The sequence below is a fragment of the Kitasatospora sp. NPDC056273 genome (assembly GCF_042268845.1).
Lineage (GTDB): Bacteria > Actinomycetota > Actinomycetes > Streptomycetales > Streptomycetaceae > Kitasatospora.
In genome coordinates this window covers 1-16,159 of sequence record NZ_JBHJSJ010000078.1, presented here as the reverse complement: position 1 = coordinate 16,159, position 16,159 = coordinate 1, and the positions used below count along the sequence as shown (strand labels likewise).

Sequence of the window (16,159 nt, the reverse complement as noted above, 5' to 3'; positions counted from 1 at the left end):
GGCGCCGGGACAGTCACGCGAACCCGGTCCCGGAGTCGCGTGACCCTGCCACCCGCGTGCCCTGGCCGCCCCGGCCGCCCCGGCCGCCCCGGGTGCCGCTACTCGCCCAGCAGCCCGGTACGGGCGGCGGCCACACCGGCCTGGAACCGGCTCTCGGCATCCAACTGGCCCATGATGTCGGCGATATGACGCCGCGCGGTGCGCAGCGACATCCCGAGGCGGCGGGCGATCGTCTCGTCCTTGAGCCCGGCGGCGAGCAGCCGCAGGATGGTCCGGTCGATCTCCTGGGAGACCTGCTCCAGGCCGTCCGCGGTGGCGGCGGAGAACGGCCTGGCACACGACCAGGACTGCTCGAAGATCTCGCACAGGTAGGCGACCAGCGACTCCTGGCGGATCGCCACCGCACCCCAGGAGCCGTCGCTCGCGGGGATGAAGGCGAGTTCGCGGTCGAAGACGATGATGCGGCCGAACAGCTCGTGGACGGTGCGGTACTCGCCGCCGAGCGGTGAGGCCGCTTCCACGTACGCCTGGCTGGGGCCGTTGAAGCGTGCGGTGTGGTGGTAGAGCGTGCGCATCCGCACCCCGCGGGCGAGCAGCGCGCGGTCACGGCCGAGCGCTTCCTCCATGGCTTCCGGCACGCGGCTTCCGCCACCGGGCTGGCTGGCCAGCACCTCGCTCCGGCAGCTGTCCGAGGCCCGGTCGAGCGCCGCCCGTACCTCCTGGAGGCTGCTGATGACCTCGACCCCCTCACCGGCGCCGGCCACCCGTCCGCCCCGCTGGTAGTGGGGGAAGAAGCCGACGAGCTGGGCCTGTCCCCTGGCCAGCTCCTCCTGCTCGCGGCGGATCCGGGCCTCGACGGGGGCGGCGAGCCGGGCCATCGCGGCCTCCGGTGCGACGGCGTAGCCCGCCGTCGGGTCCTGCGGATCCGGGTACACCAGGCGCAGGGCGCTCAGCCGGCGTACCGAGGCGGCGGCCCGGTCCGGGTCCAGCCCCAAGTCGGCGGCGATCGCGGCGGGTTCGAGCCGGTGGTGTTCCAGTACCCAGGAGTAGACCGCCACGTCGACCTGATCGGGTTCCGTTCCGCCCGCCCGATCGTCCGGTTCGCCGGAAACGTCCATGTACATCCCCCAGTCACTTTGCTGCCACCCAGCTTGGTGAGGTGGTCGACCCGTAGGCGCGTGATCATCTCGGCGACATGCTAGATCACAGGCCGGGACCCGCTCGGCGATCAGTTGAGGTCCCTCCAGGAGGACTCCATGAAGCGTTTCATCACCGCCGCCGTACTGCTCACGGCACTTCTCGGGATCAGCGCCCCCGCCGCGCTCGCCGTTCCGCAGGACCACGCGACGGCGGCCCGCAACGTTCACGCGGACGACACCTCGTGGGGCGGCGCGTGCACGACCCCCGGCTGCCAGCCCATCTACTGAGCGGTCGCCATGACCACCGCTCCCGTTCGACGTCCCCTCAGCCAGGAGAGTGCCCCGATGTCCCGACCCGCCACCGCCGCCCCCGCCCTGAGCCGCCGGGAGGTGGAGGTGCTGGAGCTGCTGGCCCGGGGAGCCACCTACGACACCATCGCGCGCCGCCTCCAGCTCAGCCCGCACACCGTCGACACCTACCTCCGACGGATCCGCAGCAAGACCGGCGCCACCACCCGCATGCAGCTGGCCCTGTTCGCCTTCACCCACGGCCACGGCCTCCCCGCCTCGTGACGCGCCCCCGGGGCATGGGCCCGGCGTCGGGCCGGACACGGGCCCGCCCCCGCCGGCGGGTCCCGGCAGGGACGGAGTCAGGTGCGGAATGGAGCGCGGGACGGTCAGGGCTTGATCGTCCAGCGCTGGTTCCAGTCGTTGGTGCAGGTCCAGACGCCGAGCGCCTTGTTGTCCTCGTCGTAGGTGAGGCAGTCGTCGGTGCTGACGCGGATCTGGTACTCGCCGTCGCCGAACGCGAAGACCTCCCACTTCTGGGCGGCGGAGCCGGTCCAGGGGCGCGCCTCGGCCAGGTAGCTCTTGGTGTTCTCGGTGAGGGCGAGGCCGGTGACGGCGTTGGTGATCTTGTAGAGCCCACCGGCGTCCTGGCTGAAGACCCAGCCGGTGGACTTGCCTGCGGTGCTGGTGGCGGCGGTGACCGGGGTGCCGCTCGCGGAGCCGTTGGCGGCGGGGGCCCGGCCGTTCTTGACGCTCGGGTGCAGCGTGCCGGTCAGCTGGGCGGCGCCCGAGTCGGCGACACCGAACCCCATCCGGATGTGGCCGCCGGGGATGTTGGTCCCGGTGTCGCCGGTCTCGTGCGCGGGGATGCCGGGGGTCCCCGGGCTGCTGATGGGGATCGCGGGGACGGTGATGATCTGGCCGCCGATCGGCACCTGGGGCGTCGAGGGGGTTCCGGGCGGCGGGGTGGAGCCGCTGGAGGACCCCGGCACCACCCGGGCCGGGAAGTGGATGAGCCGGCCCCCACGGCCGCTGGTGTCCGAGTCATGGCCGATGAAGGCCCAGTTCATGAAGCCGCCGTCACCGTAGTTGACGAAGGTCGATTCGCCCGCGAAGACCCAGACCTTGAAGTCGTCGTAGCCCTGCGGCCCGCCCTCCTTGTCGTGGTGCTCCAGCTTGACGTCGTCCTCGAACATCACCCCCCGCATGTTCGCCGAGTAGTCGTTCTTGAACCACTTGGTGTCGAAGGCGTCCGTCCCGTCGTACTTGAAGACGAGGACGTTGTAGCCGGGCGCGGCACTGCTCAGTTTCGAGACCAGGGCCTGGGTGAACTGGGCGTTCTCCATCTTCGCCTGGTTGGCCGCACCGAGGACGAACTTGACGGTGTCGGCGACGGCGCCGATCAGGGCGCTGGTGCAGTTGCCGCCCCCGACGCCGTCCTTGCCGGCGCAGTCGGCCGCGGCGGCCGGGGTCGGGGCCGCGACCAGCGCCGTACCGGCCCCGGCGAGGAGGCTGGCGGCCAGGGCGGTGGCGGTGGCGGACTTCTTCAGGCGGGCGCTAACGGCGCTCATGATGGGCTGCTTTCGGGCGGGTTCGGAGGAAGCGTCAGGCGGACCGGCACAACCCGGTACGGGTGCGGGCGGCCAGGGGGGCGTCACCGCCACCACCTGTCCGGTCCGCCTTCCTGCCGGCGTTCCGTTCGGTGAGGTAGATCCTGCCGAGCCGCGATGGTCACGGAAAGTCACGAAGACCCGGTGCCGGAACGGCGGTACCTGGGTCACGTGACACGCGCCGCGGCCGGGACTCCGCACCGCCGGGCCGCCCCCGCCGACCCCTCTTCTCCCGCCCTACCGCACCGAGTTGAGCCGGCCCTTCCCCCACGGGTGCCCGGTGACCAGGCCGGACCCGGGCGCCCGTCAGCTCGCGGCGTCGCCCTCGGCGGCCGCCCGGGCGAGGGAGTCCGCCACCGTCGCGCAGGCCAGCCGGGCCACGGAGCGCAGCTCGGCGTCCGGGGTGCCGGCCCGGCTCAGGACGGCCAGCGACTGGTTGACGGCGACGACGAAGGTGGCGAGCTCGTCGAGCGTCCGGGCGTCGGCCGGGGAGTCCGCCAGCGCGGCGCGGACCCGTCGGTGCTGCAGGTCGAGGAGGCCGCGCACCCGCGCACCGCTCTCCTCCGTCAGCGTCGGCGACTGCGCGGCGGACTGGGCGACGAGGCACCCGGCGGGGACCGACGGGTCGGCGATGCGCTCCAGGACGACGTCGAAGAACGCCTCGACGGCGCGCACCGGGTCACCGGGGTGAGCGGCGAACGCCTGCTCGTACCGGGCGCCGTAGAGCGCCGCGTAGCGGTCGAGGCACTGGTGGAACAGGGCGTCCTTGCTGCCGAAGGTGCCGTAGAGGGAGCCCCGGCCGAGGCCGGTGGCGGAGCCGAGGGCGTCCAGTGAGGCGTCCGCGTACCCGCGCTGCCAGAACACCCGCATGGCCCGGTCGAGGGCCTCCCCGACGTCGAACTGCTTCCGTCCGGACACCGCACAAACCTCCCGTTTCACCCGTCTGCCATGAGCCTACCCGCGTCCTGGACCGATCGGTCAAACAATCTTTGACCGATCGGTCCAGGATGGCTACCGTGACGGCCAGTGGCCAGATCAGCCGGCACCGCGAAAGGAAAGATCATGAGCCAGTCACCCACGCCCGAAGGCCCCGGCTCCGTCGCCGGGGCGCCGAACCTCCCGGCCGGATTCGCGCAGACCTTCACCAGCCGGTACGTCGACACCGGGCACCTGCGCCTGCACGCCGTCACCGGCGGCGAGGGCCCGCCGCTGCTGCTGCTCGCCGGCTGGCCGCAGACCTGGTACGCCTGGCGCCTCCTGATGCCCGCGCTGGCACGGGACTTCCAGGTCGTCGCCGTCGATCCGCGCGGCGTCGGACTGTCCGACAAGCCGCTGGACGGGTACGACACCGGCACGCTCGCCCGCGACCTGGTGGCGCTCATGGACACGCTCGGGCACCACCGGTTCGCCATGGTCGGACACGACGTCGGCATGTGGACCGGCTACGCCCTGGCCGTGGACCACCCCGACCGGCTCGAACGCCTGGCCGTCGCCGAGGCCGCGATCCCCGGGCTCTCCCCCACGCCGCCGCTCTTCGGCAGCCAGGAGGCCAACGACCGACTCTGGCACTTCGCCTTCAACCGCCTCGCCGGCGTCAACGAGCAGCTGGTCGCCGGGCGGGAGCACCTCTACTTCGGCCACCAGTTCGCCACGAAGTCCGCGAAGCCCCTGCCCGACCACGCCGTCCGGCACTACGTCGACACCCTCGCCGCCGATCCGCAGGCCCTGCGCTGCAGCTTCGAGTTCTACCGGGCACTGGACACCACCATCGCCCAGAACGGGCAGCGCGCGGCCCGACGGCTCTCCCTCCCCGTCCTGGCGATCGGCGGAGCGGCGAACCTCGGCGCCTCGGTCGGCGCGACGATGCGGCTGGCCGCCGACGACGTGGAGACCCTGGTCCTCCCCGACTGCGGCCACTACCCCGCCGAGGAGTCCCCGGAGGCGATGCTCTCCGCCCTGACCGCGTTCCTGGCGCCGTACCGCACCGGGCGGACCGTCTCGGACTGAGACCGTCCACCCCCACCCGCCCCGCGCGTCGCGGCAGACAAATGTTGAGAATTCAACTATGCTGCTGACAGCGGCGCCGGCCACCAGCGGTCGTCCGCCGAGGCGACCCGCCGCACCCGAGGAGGAACCGTGGAGCAGACCGTCACCGACAACACCGAGAAGTCCCGCTTCGAGATCCACGACGGCGGCGAACTCGCCGGCTTCGCCGAGTACCACCGCTCCGGCGACGAGATCGCCTTCATCCACACCGAGATCGACCCCCGCTTCGAGGGCCGAGGCCTCGCCGGCCGACTGGCCCGCGCCGCCCTGGACACGGCCCGCGACCAGCACCTCGCCGTCCTCCCCTACTGCCCCTTCATCCGCGGCTGGATCACCAAGCACCCCGAGTACGCCGACCTGGTCCCCGCCACCCACCGGGCCCGCTTCGGCCTCTGAGCAGCCGCGTACCGCGCCGTCCGGGCCGCCGCGGGAGGGCCCGGACGGCTTCGGTCAAGATCCCGAACCCTTGTTCCACCGTTCGGTAAAGACACTGGATCACCGGACGCGTGCCGCCCTACGGTGGCGGCATGAGTGATCACTCCGAAGCACCCGTCGCACCCGTCCAGGCCTTTGAACCCCCGTACTACGTCGCCGTCTTCACCGCGCTCCGGACGCAGGACCAGAGCGACTACAGCGAGACCAACGCCCGCATGGAAGAGCTGGTGAACGACATCCCCGGGTACCTGGGGATGGACCACGCGCAGACGCCCGGCGGACTGGGCATCACCGTCGGGTACTTCCGCGACGCCGACGCCCTCACGGAGTGGCGGACCAACGCCGAGCACCGCGCCGCGCAGAAGCGCGGGCGGGCCGACTGGTACCAGAACTACACACTGCACGTGGCGAAGGTGGAGCGCAGCCACGGGTTCGTGCGGGCGTAACTCCCGGGTGAGAGCAGAGCGGGGCGGGCGCCGCCATGAGCAGCGCCCGCCCCGGGCGGCCTGAGCAGGGAACCCGCCGGCCGGCCATCAGGCGTCGGACCTCAGGCCTCGACCTCAGGCACGGCAGGTCCCGGTGGACCAGTCGACGGTCGCGGCGGCCTGCGAGTACTTCCACTCGGGGCCGAGCAGGTCGCGGTCGAGCTGTGCGGCCGCGTTGCGGTTCTCGACGATGTAGCCGAAGTCCTGCAGCCAGGCCGGGTACAGGTTCTTCGAGCCGATGTAGAAGGCCGAGTCGTCGACCGCGACCAGCTTGTGGTGCAGCGCGTACGGGTGCCCGTCGGCCCACGTGGCGGTGGGGGCCGCACGGAAGGAGGCGAGCTGGAGGTTGCCGCAGAGGGCCGCGTCGGCCTTGCCCCGGTCGCCGGTGAGCGCGGTGAGCCGGGCCTTCAGGACGTCGCTGATCTCGGCGAGGGACTTCATCTGCGAGTAGCCCCCGCTGCCCACGGTGCCCCGGTTGGCCGGGTCGCTGACCACGATCCGCACCTTGACCCCGGCGGCCAGCTTGGCGGCCAGCGTGTCGTAGAGCCGGGAGTCGTAGTGCGAGATCGGCGGGCAGGTGCCGTTCAGGTCCTGCTGGGAGATCTCGATGTGCCGCTGGGCGCTGCCGACCAGGGCGCGCAGGGCGTTCTCCTCGGGGTTGACGGTCTCGTAGTCGCGGTCGGCGTTGGTGTTGTCGTGCAGGGTCAGCGGGCCGCACTTGGCGTCCGCCGCCCCGGGGACGGGACCGGGCCGGTACCCGGAGGAGGGGTCCGCGTCCTTGATGCCGACGCCGAGGCCGCCGACGGCTATCACCGGGACGTTCCCGGCGGCGGGGGCGGACGGGTTGAGCTCGCGTTCGATCGACGGGCGGCAGGCGCCGCCGTCCGAGGAGGCGAACCACGCGTTGTCGAGGAGGCCGGTCCGACCGCAGGTCCACTCCCAGAGGGTGTCCAGGTAGCGGCCGGCGGAGGTCGCGGCGGGGCCGGTGAGCGCGAGGTCGACGTCCGAGACGGGGTGCGAGGTGTCGAGGTAGTCCTTGCTCCAGCCGTTGATGCCGCCGGTGAGGACGGTGCGTCCGTCGACCACCAGGAGCTTGGAGTGGTTCCAGGAGAAGGCGGTGCGCGAGGAGGTCATCGAGGCGATGTTGAGGCTGACCGACGAGGCGGCCGGTCCGAGCTTCGCGACCAGGTCGTCCCGGTACCGCGACGGCAGCACGTTGGCGTTGTACAGCGGCGCCGCGCCGACCAGGATGCGCACCACCGGGCGGTGCCCGGCGGCGACCGAGGCCTTGAGCCCGGCGACCAGGGCGTCCTCGAACCCGCCGTCGGGGAACGGCGCGAGGCTGGAGACGTCGACGGTCCGGGTGGCGGCGGAGACGTCGGCGGTCATCTTCGCGAGCAGCGCGCGGGTGCCGGGCCGGTCGGCGCAGGTGGCGTCGCCCCAGCAACCGGGCGTCTGGAACAGCCAGTTCGCGGGGCCGCCGGCCTGGTCGGCGCCGGCCAGGGCGTTGCCGTCGGTGCGCTGCCAGACGGTGCCCTCCAGGCCGGGCGACACCTGGCGCAGCACCTGCTCGACGGCGTCGATGTGGGTGCTGTCCGCGCCCTGTGCGGGGGCGGGGGCGGCGTGGGACGGCGCGGCCGACAGGACGGTGATCAGGGTGCTGGCCGCGACGGCGGCGAGGGCGCCGCGCAGGGCGCGGCGGGGTCGGCGGGAGCCGGGTCGGTACACGTGAGGATCCTTCAGAACGTGGCAGGCGTCGTGCTGTTCGCCTACGAGACACCCAGAGACTACCTGCTGGTAACACCCCGTCAAACTTGCGCATGACAAAAGCGCGCGGGGGCTCGACCGGCCCCGGCGAACCCCGGCCCCTGGCTGCCCGTCCGGTCAGCGGGTGACGGCGACGCCCCGCTTCCCGCTCGCCGCGACCGTGGCCGCGGCCGCCGCCCCCGGCACCCCGCGCCAGGCGCGGGCGGCCAGCAGGCCGGAGGCGAGGGCGACGGCGCCGAGCGCGGCGGAGGCCGCGGTAAGGCCCAGGGTGGCACCGAGCCAGCCGGCCAGGGGGTAGGTGAGCAGCCAGCAGCCGTGCGAGAGGGAGAACTGGGCGGAGAAGACGGCGGGCAGGTCCTCGGCGGCCACCGAGTCGCGCAGGACGCGGCCGGTGGGGGTGAGGATCAGCGAGCCGGCCGCGCCGAGGACGGCCCAGACGGCGAGCAGGACGGGCCAGCGCCAGGCGCCCGGCCCGGCGGCCGTGAGCACGGCGAGCAGGGCGAAGAGCCCGACGATGCCGAAGGCCGCCGGGAGCATGACGATCCGGTCCGGCACCCGGTCCAGCACCCGGGGCAGCAGCAGCGCCACGGCCATCGACCCGGCCCCGTAGGCGCCGAGCGCGATCGGGACGTCGGTGGCGGGGCGGCCGAGCTGGCCGCGGACATAGACGACGGTGTTGACGATCACCATGGCGCTGGCGGCGGCCGCCGCGAGGTCCAGGGCGAGCATCGCCCGCAGCCGGGGCACGGCGAGGAACAGCCGGGTGCCGCGGACGGACCTGGCGAGGACGCCGTCGCCGGTCCCCTCCTGCTCCGGCCGAAGCGGCTCCGGCCGCAGCGGCTTGGGCAGCACGGCTGAGAGCACCAGGGCGGCGGAGGCGAGGAACCCGGCGGCGGTGCCCCAGAACAGCCAGTTGTAGCTGATCAGCGCGAGCAGGGCGCCCGCCAGTACCGGGCTGACCAGGCTCTCGGTGTCGTAGGCGAGCCGGGACAGCGACAGGGCGCGGGTGTACTCGCGCTCCTCGGGCAGCACCTCGGGGATCACCGACTGGAAGGCCGGGGTGAAGGCCGCCGAGGCGGACTGCAGGACGAAGATCAGGACGTAGACCTGCCACACCTCGGTGACGAAGGGCAGGGTGAGGGCGACGGCGGCCCGGGTGAGGTCGGAGGCGGCCATCAGCCGCCGGCGCGGGATGCGGTGGGCCAGCGCGGTGACCACCGGGGCGATGCCGACGTACGCGAGCATCTTGATCGCCAGCGCGGTGCCGAGCACCGATCCGGCGCCCGCCCCGGCGAGGTCGTACGCGAGGAGGCCGAGCGCGACGGTGGCGAGGCCGGTGCCCACCAGGGCGACGATCTGGGCGGCGAACAGGTGCAGATAGGTGCGGTTGCGCAGCACGGAGAGCATGAGGACCCCGCTCGGACTGGACGCGGTAGGACGACACGTCCAGGATAGGTCAACATGTGCACGCATGTGCACATGTTGACCGGAAAGCGGCCCGGAAGGCGGCGAGGGGAAAGCGGCGCCGGAAAAGCGGCCCGCACCCCGGAGGGCACGGGCCGACACGGATCCGCTCAGTCGTGCGGCGGGAGCTCGCCGATCTGGTGGTCGGCGACGCTCAGCGCCTCGTCGACCAGCCGGCGCAGATGGCCGTGGCGCAGCGCGTACACGACGCGCCGGCCGTCCTTGCGGGTGGTGACCAGGCCCGCCAGCCGGAGCTTGCCGAGGTGCTGGCTGACCGACGTCCGGGGGGCTCCGGCCGCCTCGGTGAGCGTGGTCACGTCGGCCTCGCCGGCGCTCAGCCGCTGGAGCAGCGCGAGCCGGGTGCGGTCCGCGAGCAGCGCCAGGATGCCGGCCGCGGCCTCCAGCCGCTCGTCGTCCCGTCGCTCCTGCGCATGGTGCGCACCTGACACCTGAAGGCTCCCGCTCATGGCGCCATCGTAGGGCCCTGGGCCGTCCGGGGCGTCGTCCGGGCGGGCCCGTGCCCGCCGAAGCGCGGAGGCTTCGGCGGGCACGGGCCGGTCATGCGGTCAGGCGTTCGCGCCCCAGAGGAAGCCCGGCACGGGCGTGAAGCGCACGTACGGGCTCCACTCGTCGCCCGGCGGGCAGGGGGTGGGCGGGCACGGCGGCGGCGGACACTTGCTGTCCTCGACCGTGACCGTCACGCACGCGTGGTCCCCGGTCAGCTCGACCCTGGTCACCGAGGGCCGCGACAGGTTGTAGCCCTCGGGTGCGGAGACCTCCTGCCAGTAGTACGTGCCCAGCGGGAGGTGGTCCGCCGAGCAGACGCCCGACGCGGGGGTCGTGCACGGCGGGCCGACGGCGGTGTCGGGGTTGTCCCCCGTGGTCTGCAGACCGGCCACGCCGTTGCTCTCCCGCCACAGCTGGAACACGGCGCCCGCCAGCGGCTGCCCGCTGTCGGCGTCGACCTTCCTGACGGAGGTGGACCCGCTCGGGGCGGTCGGCGTCTGCGTGTCCTGGACGGGGACCTGGACGTTCGGCCGGCCCAGGTCGATGACGACGGTCGTCACCGCGGACTGCGGCAGGTCGTACCCGGGCGGCGGCACCGTCTCCTGCCAGTAGTACGTACCCAGCGGGAGGCCGGACGCCGAGCAGACGCCCGACGCGGGCGTGACGCACGGGGAGCCCACGGCCGTGTCCGGATTCGGGCCGGTGGCCTGCAGCCCCGGAACGCCGTTGGTCTCGTGCCACAGCTGGAAGGTGGCGCCCGCCAGGGGCTGTCCGGTGGAGGCGTCGGTCTTCTTGACGGAGGTGGACCCGGTGGGAGCGGTCGAGTGGGTGTCCTGGACGGGGAGCTGGATGTCCTGCCCGTTGGTGTCGAGGACGACGGTCGTCACCGCGGACTGCGGCAGGTCGTACCCGGGCGGCGGCGCCGTCTCCTGCCAGTAGTACGTGCCCAGCGGGAGGCCGGACGCCGAGCAGACGCCCGACGCGGGCGTGACGCACGGGGAGCCGACCGCCGTGTCGGGGTTGGCCCCCGTGGTCTGCAGACCGGCCACGCCGTTGGTCTCGTGCCACAGCTGGAAGGTCGCCCCCGCCAGCGGCTGTCCGGTGGCCGCGTCGGTCTTGGTGACGGAGGTGGACCCGGTGGGAGCGATGGTCTTGGCGTCGGCGACGGTGACCGCGACGTTCTTCCCGTTCGCGTCCAGCACGACGGTGTTCACGTTGAGGTCGGGCAGGTCGTACCCGTCGGGCGCCGAGACCTCCTGCCAGTAGTAGGTGTCCAGCGGGAGGCCGGACGCCGAGCAGACACCGGACGCCGGGGTGACGCACGGGGAGCCGACCGCCGTGTCCGGGGTCGCCCCGGACGTCTGCAGACCGGCGACGCCGTTGGTCTCACGCCACAACTGGAAGGTCGCCCCCGCCAGGGGCTGCCCGCTGTCGGAGTCGGTCTTGGTCACGCTGGTCGAGGCGGTCGGAGCGGCGGCCGGGGTGTCGGCGACGGTGACCGGGGCGCTCTGCCCGTTGGTGTTCAGCACGACCGTGGTCACGTTGAGCCCGGGCAGGTCGTACCCGGGCGGCGCCGCCGTCTCCTGCCAGTAGTACGTGCCCAGCGGGAGCCCGGACGCCGAGCAGACGCCCGACGCGGGCGTGACGCACGGGGAGCCGACCGCCGTGTCGGGATTGGCGCCCGTGGTCTGCAGCCCCGGAACACCGTTGGTCTCGTGCCACAGCTGGAAGGTCGCCCCCGCCAGCGGCCGCGCGGTGGCGGAGTCGACCTTGGTCACACTGGTGGACCCGGTCTCGACGACCGGGCTCGTGGTGTCCTGGACGGTGACCGGGACGGTCTGCCCGTTCGTGCCGAGGACCACGGTCGTCACCGGCGGCTGGGGCAGGTCGTACCCGGGCGGCGGCGTCGTCTCCTCCCAGTAGTAGGTGCCCAGCGGGAGGTCGGCCGTGGAGCAGACACCGTTGCGCCCGGTGGTGCAGGGGGCGCCGACCTTGGTGTCCGGGGTGGTGCCCGTGGTCTGCAGGCCGGCGACGCCGTTGCTCTCCTTCCACAGCTGGAAGGTGGCGCCCGCCAGGGTCTGCCCGGTGGCCGAGTCGACCTTGGTCACGCTGGTCGAGGCGGTGGGGGCCGGCGGGTTGCCGCACTCCGGGAGGTCGCCGTTGAAGGGGTAGGCGTGGAACTCCGTCCCGGTCATGCCCAGACCGGAGTTGTGCAGCAGCGAGCCGGTGGTGAAGAACCGTCCGTTCAGGCCGGGCAGGTTCATCGTGGCGGTGCTGGCCGGGTTGCCGACCAGCACGCTGCCCTGGAACTGCCCCGAGCCGGTCAGGGTGACGGTCGTCGCGGTGGGGAAGTTCCACAGCAGGCGCTCGCGCAGCTGGTTCCACGGGTCGGTGTCCGCGAGGCTGCCGCTGTACGTGTTGATGGTGCGGGCGTCGCCGACGAGGTTGACCAGGACGGTCGCGTTCGCGGGGATGCCGGCGAAGGTGACCCCCTGGGTGCCGCCGCCGCGGCCGACGATGTCGAAGTCGACGTTGAAGACCTGGAGGGCGGAGGTGCCGTCGCCGGTGAACAGGGTCTGGTACCCCTGGTTGACGGCGGTTCCGGTGGCCGGGCGGGGGGTGCCGGTCCCGGCGTAGCACGCGCTGGCCGTCTGCAGCTCGCCGCGCAGCGGCGCGTAGGCGGCCACGGCCTGCGGGTCGTGGACCTTCGTGCCGGTGACGGTGCCCGTGGTGGCGCCCGCGTAGCGGACGACGCCGCCCTCGGCCAGGAGCGACTGCCCCGGGGCCACGGTGACGTTGCCGCCGGCGGTGAGGAAGTCCGCGCCGTTCGGCGGGGGGACGCGCGAGCCGACGCCGACGATGCCGATGTTGTACACGGAGCTGACCCCGGCGGCCTTGCTCATGTCGAAGTTGCCGAGGGTCACCACGTGCCCCTCGGCCTCCGCGGCCGAGCCCCGGACGTTGAAGTCGCCGCCGACGAAGACGTTCACCCCGGCGTCGCGGCCCGCGAAGGGACCGTTGTTGACCGGGGGGAACGTCGCCGGACAGTCCGCGCCCAGGCAGGGCCCCAGGCCGCCCGGCAGGCCGGCCGCCTGGGCGGCCGACGGTGCGATGAGCGACATGCCGAAGGGGACTAGCGTCAGGGCCAGGGCGGATCCCATCACCCTGCCGAGCCTTCGTCTCCAGCCGACGGCGGTCGCCTGATTCTGACTGGGCTTCACCACAGTCCTTTCCTCATATGAACCGAACAACAACCCTCGGAGTGTTCTCGCCGGAGCCCCGAGCAGCGGCGACCCGCCAGCCGTTTCGTCTGAACGCCGCACACGTACACCCGATCGGACGCGGCGGACGCCGGGCGGCTGGGTCTCCCGACCCAGGATTGGGGCCCTCCGGCCCTGACGCGCCGTCAACGGCGGCCCCATCCTGGACTCGTCGAGGCCCCGTCCGCCCGCCGCCACCGAACGACACCACGAGTCCCCGGAGGACCCGCATGTTCTGCTACCAGTGCGAACAGACCGACCGCACCGGCGCCACCCCCGGCTGCGCCGGTCCGATCGGCAACTGCGGCAAGGACTCCCCCACCTCGGACCTCCAGGACCTGCTGATCCACGCGGTCAAGGGCATCTCCCAGTACGCCGCCAAGGCGCGCGCCCTCGGCGACCCGGACGACGAGGCGGCGGCCTTCGTCCTGTACGCGCTCTTCACCACGCTCACCAACGTCAACTTCAACCCCACCCGCTTCGCCGCCCTGATCCAGCTGGCCGTCGGCGTCCGGAACCGGACCAGGGACCGGTACGAGCGGGCCGCGCGCGCCGCCGGGCAGCAGCCGGAGACGCTCACCGGCCCGGCCGCCTGGGCCCCGGCCGCGGACCCCGGCGCGCTGGTCGGCCAGGCGTCGGGCGTCCGGGTGGACATCGGGCTCCCCCTGGTCGGGCCCGAGGTGGTCGGACTCCGCGCACTCCACCTCTACGCGCTCAAGGGCATCTGCGCCTACGCCCACCACGCCGACGTGCTCGGCCGCCGCAGCGCCGAGGTGCTCGGCGGCGTCGAGGACGCCCTCGCCTACCTGGCCGGCGAGCCGACCGACCCCGCCGAGCTGCTGGAACGCGCCGTCGGCCTCGGCCGGCTCAACCTCGCGGCGCTCGAACTGCTGGACGCCGCCAACACCGGCACCTACGGGCCCCAGCGGCCCACCGCCGTCCGCACCACCCCGGTCGCCGGAAAGGCCGTCCTGGTCAGCGGCCACGACCTGCGGGACCTGGAGGCCCTCCTGGTGCAGACCAGGGGCCAGGGCATCAACGTCTACACCCACGGCGAGATGCTCCCCGCCCACGCCTACCCGCTGCTCAAGGCCCACCCGCACCTGGCCGGCAACTACGGCGGCGCCTGGCAGGACCAGCAGCGGGACTTCGCCGCCTTCCCCGGCCCGGTCCTGATGACCTCCAACTGCGTCATCGAGCCGCACGCCGCCTACCGCCGCCGGATCTTCACCGCCGGACCGGTCGGCTGGCCCGGCGTCCGGCACCTCGCCGACCACGACTTCCGCCCGCTGATCCAGGCCGCCCACGCCCTGCCCGGCTTCCCGGAGACCGCCGCCGAGGAGGAGGCCGTCACCGTCGGCTTCGGCCGGGACGCCGTGCTCGCGGTCGCCGACCAGGTCGTCCACGCGGTGCGGCAGGGCGACATCCGGCACTTCTTCCTGATCGGCGGCTGCGACGGCCCCACCCCCGGCCGCGACTACTACACCGACCTCGCCCTCGGCGCGCCCCGCGACAGCGTGGTGCTCACCCTCGGCTGCGCCAAGTACCGCTTCAACCGGCACGACTTCGGCGAGATCGCGGGCCTCCCCCGGCTGCTCGACCTCGGCCAGTGCAACGACACCTACTCCGCCATCCGGATCGCCACCGCGCTCGCCGACGCCTTCGAGTGCGACATCAACGACCTGCCGCTCACCCTGGCGCTGTCCTGGACCGAGCAGAAGGCCGTCGCGGTGCTGCTCACCCTGCTCGCGCTGGGCATCCGCGACATCCACCTCGGCCCCTCGCTGCCCGGCTTCCTGACCCCCGCCCTGGTCGACGAGCTGGTGAAGCGGTTCGGCCTACGGGTGGCCGGCGACCCGGCGGCCGACCTGGCCGCCGCGCTCGAACGGACGGCGTCGTGAGCGCGGGGCACGCCCACCCCGTCACCCTCCACCACCGACGGCGGCCGGCTGGAGTTCGACTGCGCCCCTGGCCGCAGCGTCCTGGAGGCCGCGGCGGAGGCCGGCGCCGCCCTGCCCGCCTCCTGCCGCCGGGGCACCTGCGGCTCCTGCCACGCCTCCGTCACCGACGGACCGTACGACCTCGGGCCGCACAGCGAACAGGCCCTCCCGCCGGACGGGCGCGAGCGCGGCGAGGTGCTGCTCTGCCGCACCTTCCCGCGCGGTCCGCTGACCGCCGCCCTGCCGTACGAGCAGACCCGCGTCCTGTACGGCGCCGTCCCGGTCCGCGCGGCCACCGTCACGGCGGTGGACCAGGCCACCCCGGACACCGTGCGGCTGGAGCTGCGCCTCGACGACCCGGACTGCCAGTTCGACCCGGGGCAGTTCATGGAGCTCCAGGCACCCGGCGGCGGGGTGAAGCGCGCCTACTCCCCCGCCAACACCGGCAACTGGGAGGGCCGGCTGGAGTTCTACGTCCGGCTGCGGGAGGGCGGGCACTTCTCCCGCTACCTCGCCGACCGGGCCCGCCCGGGCGACCGGCTCACCGTGCACGGCCCCCAGGGCGCCTTCGGCCTGCACGAGACCGGCCTGCGGCCGCGCTGGTTCGTGGCCGGCGGCACCGGCCTGGCCCCGCTGCTGGCGATGGTCCGCCGGATGGCCGAGTGGCGGGATCCGCAGCCCGCCCAGCTGTTCCTCGGCGTCAACGAGCCGCGGGACGTCTTCGCGCTGGACGAACTCGCCGCCGTGGCAGCCGAGTTGCCCGGCTTCCGGTACGAGGTCTGCGTCCGCGGGCCCGGCCCCGGCTGGTCCGGCCCGACCGGCACCCCGGCGGACCTGCTGGCCGCCGCCCTGCCCGAACTCGGCGGCGCCGCACCGGACCTGTACGTCTGCGGCCCGCCGCCCCTGGTCGACGCCGTGCTGCGCACCGCCGCCTCCGCAGGGGTGCCGCCCGAACAGGTCCACCGGGAGCGCTTCCTGGCCACCTGACCGCCGGGCCGCCGCCCAAACCCATCGGCGGGGGCCCGGCGGCGCGCTCCCGGGCGTCCGGGGCCAGGTCGTAGCCGGTCACCCGGTGTCCGGCCTTGACGAGGTTGGCGGCCATCGGGCCGCCCATGGTGCCGAGTCCGATGAATCCGATCGTGTGGGTCACCAGCGCTCCAGGGGTGTGGTGGTGGCTATGCATATTTCACGCTCGCCGAGCGGGGCGATGGAGCGTTC

The 16,159-nt window shown here is 73.4% G+C and carries 14 protein-coding genes and 1 pseudogene; 7 read left to right on the top strand and 8 right to left on the bottom strand.

Annotation, left to right across the window (positions count from 1 at the left end; all coding sequences use genetic code 11):
* Positions 1–98: 98 nt before the first annotated feature.
* Positions 99–1,124, bottom strand: coding sequence for a LuxR C-terminal-related transcriptional regulator (locus ACFCY1_RS38190; RefSeq protein WP_375877501.1), 1,026 nt, complete (start codon positions 1,122–1,124; stop codon positions 99–101).
* 132 nt (positions 1,125–1,256) lie between these two features.
* Here ACFCY1_RS38190 and ACFCY1_RS38185 point away from each other — a divergent pair, with 132 nt between their 5' ends.
* Positions 1,257–1,427, top strand: a complete 171-nt coding sequence (locus ACFCY1_RS38185) for a hypothetical protein (protein ID WP_159028496.1) — start codon at positions 1,257–1,259, stop codon at positions 1,425–1,427.
* A 57-nt stretch (positions 1,428–1,484) separates the two neighbouring features.
* Complete coding sequence (locus tag ACFCY1_RS38180; RefSeq protein ID WP_049653364.1) at positions 1,485–1,712, top strand: response regulator transcription factor; 228 nt, start codon at positions 1,485–1,487, stop codon at positions 1,710–1,712.
* Between the two features lie 104 nt (positions 1,713–1,816).
* On the opposite strand, the gene ACFCY1_RS38175 is transcribed toward ACFCY1_RS38180, so the two are convergent.
* The gene (locus ACFCY1_RS38175; protein WP_375877500.1) at positions 1,817–2,998 is read right to left on the bottom strand and encodes an RICIN domain-containing protein; all 1,182 of its coding nucleotides are present in this window, start codon (positions 2,996–2,998) and stop codon (positions 1,817–1,819) included.
* A gap of 345 nt (positions 2,999–3,343) precedes the next feature.
* Entirely contained in the window at positions 3,344–3,955 is a 612-nt protein-coding gene (locus ACFCY1_RS38170) for a TetR/AcrR family transcriptional regulator (RefSeq protein ID WP_375877499.1), read from the bottom strand.
* Positions 3,956–4,099: 144 nt separating this feature from the next.
* Between ACFCY1_RS38170 and ACFCY1_RS38165 the strand changes: the two genes are divergently transcribed.
* The 3 genes from ACFCY1_RS38165 to ACFCY1_RS38155 all read left to right on the top strand — a co-directional run bounded on the left by ACFCY1_RS38165 (position 4,100) and on the right by ACFCY1_RS38155 (position 5,964).
* Complete coding sequence (locus tag ACFCY1_RS38165; RefSeq protein WP_375877498.1) at positions 4,100–5,044, top strand: alpha/beta fold hydrolase; 945 nt, start codon at positions 4,100–4,102, stop codon at positions 5,042–5,044.
* Between the two features lie 129 nt (positions 5,045–5,173).
* Positions 5,174–5,479 (top strand): GNAT family N-acetyltransferase, encoded by a 306-nt coding sequence (locus tag ACFCY1_RS38160; RefSeq protein WP_049653355.1) that lies wholly within the window; start codon positions 5,174–5,176, stop codon positions 5,477–5,479.
* A gap of 131 nt (positions 5,480–5,610) precedes the next feature.
* The gene (locus ACFCY1_RS38155) at positions 5,611–5,964 is read left to right on the top strand and encodes an antibiotic biosynthesis monooxygenase family protein (protein WP_375877497.1); all 354 of its coding nucleotides are present in this window, start codon (positions 5,611–5,613) and stop codon (positions 5,962–5,964) included.
* Between the two features lie 114 nt (positions 5,965–6,078).
* Here the strand turns inward: ACFCY1_RS38155 and ACFCY1_RS38150 are convergent, their stop codons facing one another.
* The 4 genes from ACFCY1_RS38150 to ACFCY1_RS38135 form a co-directional block, all read right to left on the bottom strand.
* Positions 6,079–7,731, bottom strand: a complete 1,653-nt coding sequence (locus tag ACFCY1_RS38150; RefSeq protein ID WP_375877496.1) for a phospholipase D-like domain-containing protein — start codon at positions 7,729–7,731, stop codon at positions 6,079–6,081.
* Between the two features lie 156 nt (positions 7,732–7,887).
* A complete protein-coding gene (locus ACFCY1_RS38145) occupies positions 7,888–9,177 on the bottom strand; it encodes an MFS transporter (protein WP_375877495.1) in 1,290 nt (429 codons plus the stop codon).
* A 167-nt stretch (positions 9,178–9,344) separates the two neighbouring features.
* Positions 9,345–9,701, bottom strand: a complete 357-nt coding sequence (locus tag ACFCY1_RS38140) for a metalloregulator ArsR/SmtB family transcription factor (RefSeq protein ID WP_049654374.1) — start codon at positions 9,699–9,701, stop codon at positions 9,345–9,347.
* Positions 9,702–9,800: 99 nt separating this feature from the next.
* Positions 9,801–12,863, bottom strand: coding sequence for a SpaA isopeptide-forming pilin-related protein (locus ACFCY1_RS38135; RefSeq protein WP_375877494.1), 3,063 nt, complete (start codon positions 12,861–12,863; stop codon positions 9,801–9,803).
* Between the two features lie 368 nt (positions 12,864–13,231).
* On the opposite strand from ACFCY1_RS38135, the gene hcp reads away from it, so the two are divergent.
* Together hcp and ACFCY1_RS38125 are read left to right on the top strand one after the other, a co-directional pair.
* Positions 13,232–14,902, top strand: coding sequence for a hydroxylamine reductase (gene hcp, locus ACFCY1_RS38130; protein ID WP_375877493.1), 1,671 nt, complete (start codon positions 13,232–13,234; stop codon positions 14,900–14,902).
* Between the two features lie 48 nt (positions 14,903–14,950).
* Positions 14,951–15,928, top strand: a complete 978-nt coding sequence (locus tag ACFCY1_RS38125) for an FAD-binding oxidoreductase (RefSeq protein ID WP_375877513.1) — start codon at positions 14,951–14,953, stop codon at positions 15,926–15,928.
* Between the two features lie 40 nt (positions 15,929–15,968).
* Here ACFCY1_RS38125 and ACFCY1_RS38120 read toward each other — a convergent pair.
* A pseudogene (locus tag ACFCY1_RS38120) lies at positions 15,969–16,124 on the bottom strand (NAD(P)-binding domain-containing protein); the annotation flags it as partial.
* Positions 16,125–16,159 lie beyond the last annotated feature (35 nt).